Origin of the sequence: Verrucosispora sp. SN26_14.1 (assembly GCF_004307965.1) — a bacterium.
Classification (GTDB): domain Bacteria; phylum Actinomycetota; class Actinomycetes; order Mycobacteriales; family Micromonosporaceae; genus Micromonospora.
Window position 1 is genome coordinate 1 of sequence record NZ_SISL01000439.1, and the last position, 4,897, is coordinate 4,897.

At 73.5% G+C, this 4,897-nt stretch carries 5 protein-coding genes and 1 rRNA gene; 1 reads left to right on the top strand and 5 read right to left on the bottom strand.

The features are described 5' to 3' along the window. The coding region (locus EYA84_RS26440; protein WP_236145965.1) for a hypothetical protein at positions 1–396 on the bottom strand (396 nt) is incomplete at its 3' end. A gap of 113 nt (positions 397–509) precedes the next feature. Between EYA84_RS26440 and EYA84_RS26445 the strand changes: the two genes are divergently transcribed. Then, positions 510–848 (top strand): SCP2 sterol-binding domain-containing protein, encoded by a 339-nt coding sequence (locus tag EYA84_RS26445; protein ID WP_131056384.1) that lies wholly within the window; start codon positions 510–512, stop codon positions 846–848. 57 nt (positions 849–905) lie between these two features. On the opposite strand, the gene EYA84_RS26450 is transcribed toward EYA84_RS26445, so the two are convergent. The 4 genes from EYA84_RS26450 to rrf form a co-directional block, all read right to left on the bottom strand. Next, entirely contained in the window at positions 906–1,925 is a 1,020-nt protein-coding gene (locus tag EYA84_RS26450) for an HAD-IIA family hydrolase (RefSeq protein ID WP_131056386.1), read from the bottom strand. Then, a complete protein-coding gene (locus EYA84_RS26455; protein ID WP_236145966.1) occupies positions 1,922–2,929 on the bottom strand; it encodes a lipopolysaccharide assembly protein LapB in 1,008 nt (335 codons plus the stop codon). The genes EYA84_RS26450 and EYA84_RS26455 overlap by 4 nt, the downstream gene beginning before the upstream one ends. Further along, entirely contained in the window at positions 2,896–4,620 is a 1,725-nt protein-coding gene (locus tag EYA84_RS33940) for a hypothetical protein (RefSeq protein WP_275540817.1), read from the bottom strand. The genes EYA84_RS26455 and EYA84_RS33940 overlap by 34 nt, the downstream gene beginning before the upstream one ends. A 151-nt stretch (positions 4,621–4,771) precedes the next feature. Next, positions 4,772–4,888, bottom strand: a 5S ribosomal RNA gene (gene rrf / locus EYA84_RS26465). Between the last annotated feature and the right edge of the window lie 9 nt (positions 4,889–4,897).

Below are 4,897 nucleotides of genomic sequence, written 5' to 3' on the forward strand. Positions count from 1 at the left end.
GTAGAAGAGCCCGGTCGCGGCGGCCTCGGCCGCCAGGTCGGCGGGCGTGCCGACCTCCGGACCTCCGGAGACCGGCGACGGTACGGCGGTGGTGTCGGCCGCCGCGCGCAGCCGGCGTTCCAGCTCGCGTACCCGCCGCTCCAACTCCTCGACCTCGTCGGCGGTGGCCAGCCCCACGGCGCCGAGCGCGCGTTCGACCTCGAACCGCACCAGCTTGGTCAGCGCCTCCCGGTTCTCCGCGCCGGTCGAGCGCAGTTCCTCGGCCAACGTCTGGAGCTGTGCGGCGGTCGCGCCGGTCGAACCGGCCAACCGGCGTACCGCGTCCTGCGCCTTCTTCCGGGGCGCCTCCGTCAGGCCCATGGCCAGTTCGAGGTAGGCGCGCCACGCGTCCTGCATGCCTGAGTCCTTTCACCCGCGGTTCCGGCAGGTGTCACGCTACCGGGCCGCGGTCGGGGTCCCGTGCGGTACGGTGCCCGGAGTACGACGTGGTGTGAGGCGAGGAGGCGACGGTGGCCACCGTGGACGAGTGTCGGCAGGCGTTGCAGGATCTGGCCGCGCGGCTGGACCGCAACGCGGAGACCGTCCGCGAGCACGTCGACCTGGACCGCACCCTGGCCTGCCGGATCAGCGACCTGGAGACCGCCTTCCACGGTCGACTCACCGGTGGACGGCTGCTCGGGCTGACCGACGGCGACGATCCCAAGGCGAAGATCGCCATGACCACCACCAGCGACGACCTGATCGCCCTGGTCCGTGGTGACCTCGACGTGACCCGCGCGGTGGCCAGCCGACGCGTCTCGATCAAGGCCAACCCGTTCGACCTGATGAAACTGCGCAAGTTGCTCTGAGTGCCGGCACGCTCACCGCACCGGACAGGAGCGGTGGCACTTCTCGGCACGCGTGGCTCAGCCGGTCAGGCCGAGTGCCTCCAGCGCCGTCGCCGCCTCCGGCGAACCCGGGCGCGGCACACCCTCCGGCCGACGCTCCCACGCCACGGCGCAGAGCGCCGCGAGCGCGTCCAGCGGTCGACCCGCGCCGGTCAGCTCCCAGCCGTCCGGCCCGATCGTGACGCGCCAACCACCGTGCTCCGCATCGGCCGCCGGTACCCGCACCATCGCGGTCGGCTCGAAGAGCCCCGCCAGGTCCCAGGCCACCGCCGTGGGCCGGCGGTCCGGCGGCGCGGCGAGCAACTCGGGTACGTCACTGACGCCGGTGAGCACCAACAGGCTGTCCAGTCCCGCCCGGTTGGCACCCTCGATGTCGGTGTCCAGTCGGTCACCGACCACCAGGGACCGGCCCTCGCCCGCCCGTCGCGCGGCGGTGGCGAACAGTTCCGGCGACGGTTTGCCCACCACCTCGTCGGGCTGCCGGTTCAGCGCGGTCGCCAGCGCGGCGACCAACGAACCGTTGCCCGGCAGCGGGCCCCGCCCGCTGGGCAGCGTCCGGTCCGTGTTGGTGGCGATCCACGCGGCCCCGCCGCGTACCGCCACCGCTGCCTCGGCCAGGTCGGCCCAGCCGACCTGCGGGCCGTACCCCTGGATCACCGCGACCGGCGACTCGTCGGCACCGGAGACCGGCGTCAGACCCGCCTCGCGGATCTCCGCCCGCAGCGCCTCGGCACCCACCACCAGCACCGGGGCGCCGGCCGGCAGCCGCTCCCCCAACAGCTGAGCGGCGGCGGCCGCGCTGGTCAGCACCTCGTCCGGCCGCGCCGGTACGCCCATCCCGGTGAGCAGGTCGGCCACGTCGGCCGGCCGGCGCGAGGCGTTGTTCGTCGCGTACGCCACCGCCCGACCCTCGCCGTGCAGCCGGGCGACCGCCTCGACCGCGCCGGGGATCGGCCGGTCGATCAGATAGATCACCCCGTCCAGGTCGAAGACGACCAGGGCGTACCCGTCGACCAGCCGCTCCCCGTCACCGCTCATCGCCGCTCGGTCTCCGAATCCCCGGACCGCTCGCCGTCCGCCGGGGACGACTCGCCGACACCACTCGCCGCCGGGACGTCGGACGCCGTCACGGCACCACTCGTCGCCGCAGCGTCGGACGCCGTCACGGCATCCGCCTGGACGACCTCGTCACCACGAGACTCCGCCTCGACGGCCACGACCCGGTCGTCCCCGACCGCGTCCTCGTCCTCGATCGCGTCGTTGTCGGCACGATCGTCGCTGACCGCGTCGACGTCGTCGGTGTGCTCGTCCTCGACCCCAGCAACGTCGTCGACCGCGTCCTCGGCCGTATCGACGTCGTCGGGGCGCCCGTCCTCGGTCAGCTCGCTGTCCGGCCGGGCCGGTACCGCACCCGGAGTGCCGGGGCCCGCGACCAGTTCCTCGGTGGCCTCGTCCTCGTCGTCGCCCTCGATGACCACGCCGTCGAGTTCGAGCAGCCGCTCCGCCGCGTCGGTCTCCGCCTCGGCGTCGACCTCGGCCGCACGGGAGAACCACTCCCGGGCCTCGGCCCGGCGGTCCACCGCGAGCAGCGCGTCCGCGTACGCGTACCGCAGCCGGGCCGTCCACGGCTGGGCCGTGTCGGTGGTCAGCTCTGGCACCTGGAGCATGGCCACGGCCGCGTCCCGCTGACCCAGGTCGCCTCGCGCACCGGCGGCCACGATCAGCAGCTCGATGGCGACGGCGGCCTCCAGCTTCTCCTGCTCGGCTCCACGGAACAGGTCGATGGCCCGCTCGGGCCGACCCAGCGCCCGCTCACAGTCCGCGAGGACCGCGAGGTGACTCTGCACACCGCTCATCCGGTGGTACGTCCGCAGTTCCGCGATCGCCGTCTGCCACTCGCCCGCGTGGTACGCGGCCAGGCCGACCGCCTCACGCACGGCGGCGATCCGGGACGCCAGCCGACGGGCGGCCATCGCGTGGGCAAGCGCCTCGGCGGGGTCCTCGTCGATCAGCTGCCCGGTCGCCACGAGGTGCCGGGCCACGCTGTCCGCGACCCCCTTCGACAGCGACAGCAGCTCGGCGCGTACGTCCTTGTCGAGATCGGTCGCGACGATCTCGTCCGGCAGCACCGGGGCCGGCGTACGCCCACCCTCGGCCTGGTCCGACCCGTCACGTCGGTCCCGGTCGTCGCGGAAGCCACCGTCCCGACGCTCACCGTCCCGGAAGCCCGAGCCGCTCGACGCGCGGTCGCGGAAGCCACCCTCACGACGGTCACCGCCCCGGAAACCACCTTCCGAGCGCTCACCGCCCCGGAAGCCGCCTTCACGACGCTCACCGCCACGGAAGCCGCCGTCCCGACGGTCGCCGTCCCGACGGTCCGGCCGGAAGCCACCCTCGCGGCGATCGTTGCCCCGGAAACCGCCCTCACGACGGTCACCGTCGCGTGCGCTGCCTTCCCGGCGGGCACCGCCGAAGCCGCCCTCGGTACGCCGGTAGCCACCGCCGTCGCCCTGACGGCGGTCGTCGCTACCCCGGCGAGAGCCTTCGTCCCGTCGATCCGGCCGGTACCCGCCCTCACGACGGTCACCCGAGCCGAAGTCACGTGCGGGACCGCGCGAGGCACCGTCCCGGTCCCGCGAACCGCCGTCCCGGAAACCACCCTCGCGACGCTCACCACGGGAACCGCCCTCGCGACGGTCACCATCGCGACGGTCGCTGCGGAAACCACCCCGGTCCTGGGAGCCCCTGCTGAAACCGCCCTCACGACGCTCACCGTCGCGGCGGTCGCTGCCACGGAAACCGCCGTCGCGGCGGTCGCCACCACGGAAACCGCCCTCGCGACTGTCGCTGCCACGGAAGCCGCCCTCACGACGGTCACCACCATCGCGACGCTCCGGCCGGAAACCGCCCTCACGACGGTCGCCACCACGGAAGCCACTCTCGCGACTGTCGCTGCCACGGAAACCGCCCTCACGACGGTCACCACCGTCACGACGCTCCGGCCGGAAGCCGCCTTCACGACGGTCACCGCCCCGGAAGCCGCCTTCACGACGGTCACCGCCCCGGAAACCGCCCTCACGACGGTCGCCGCCCCGGAAACCGCCCTCACGACGCTCGCCGCCCCGGAAACCGCCCTCACGACGCTCGCCACCACCGTCACGACGGTCGGGGCGGAAGCCGCTGTCCCGACTGTCGCCGTCCCGGCGGTCGCTGCGGAAACCACCCTCACGACGGTCACCACCATCGCGACGCTCCGGCCGGAAGCCACCCTCACGACGGTCGCCACCACGGAAGCCACTCTCGCGACGGTCGCCACCACGGAAACCGCCGGTGCTGCGGTCACCGTCACGAAAGCCACCGGTAGGCCGGTCGCCTCGGGCGCCGGTGCCGCGCTGGTCGTTGTCGCGGCGGAAACCCGGTCGGTCATCGCCCTGGCGACGCTGGCCGAAACCGCCCTCACGCCGCTCACCACGGAAGCCGCCGGTGCCGCGATCGCCGCGGGAGCCTTCCCGGTCGCCACCGGAGCCACGTCGGTCGCTACCGAAGCCGCCGCCGGTGCCCCGGTCGCTGCCTCGGTAGCCGCCCTCACGACGGTCGCCGTCCCGACGGAAGCCACCGGACCGGGAACGGTCAGCACCGTAACCGCCGGCGCCACGTCCACCGTCGCGGGAGTCACGCTCCCGACCGCGATCGTCGCGGTACGACGGACGGTCGCCACGGCGGTTGTCGCCATCGCGGTCGCCGGGCCGTCCCTCGTAGCCCCGGGGACGGTCGTCGCCCTGAGGTCCAGAACTCACTGGTACATCCTTCCTGAATACGTCGTTCCACGACGCAACGCAGTCGAGGGCCGTCCCGATTCCGGGCGGCCCTCGACTGTAACGTGTGTCCGGCGGTGTCCTACTCTCCCACACCCTCCCGGGTGCAGTACCATCGGCGCTGGAGGGCTTAGCTTCCGGGTTCGGAATGTAACCGGGCGTTTCCCCTCCGCCATGACCGCCGTAACCTTATCA

Coding starts and splice junctions, on each gene's coding strand:
- EYA84_RS26450 (WP_131056386.1), bottom strand. CDS start 1,925: ATGAGCGGTGACGGGGAGCGGCTGGTCGACGGGTACGCCCTGGTCGTC.
- EYA84_RS33940 (WP_275540817.1), bottom strand. CDS start 4,620: ATGGCGACAACCGCCGTGGCGACCGTCCGTCGTACCGCGACGATCGCG.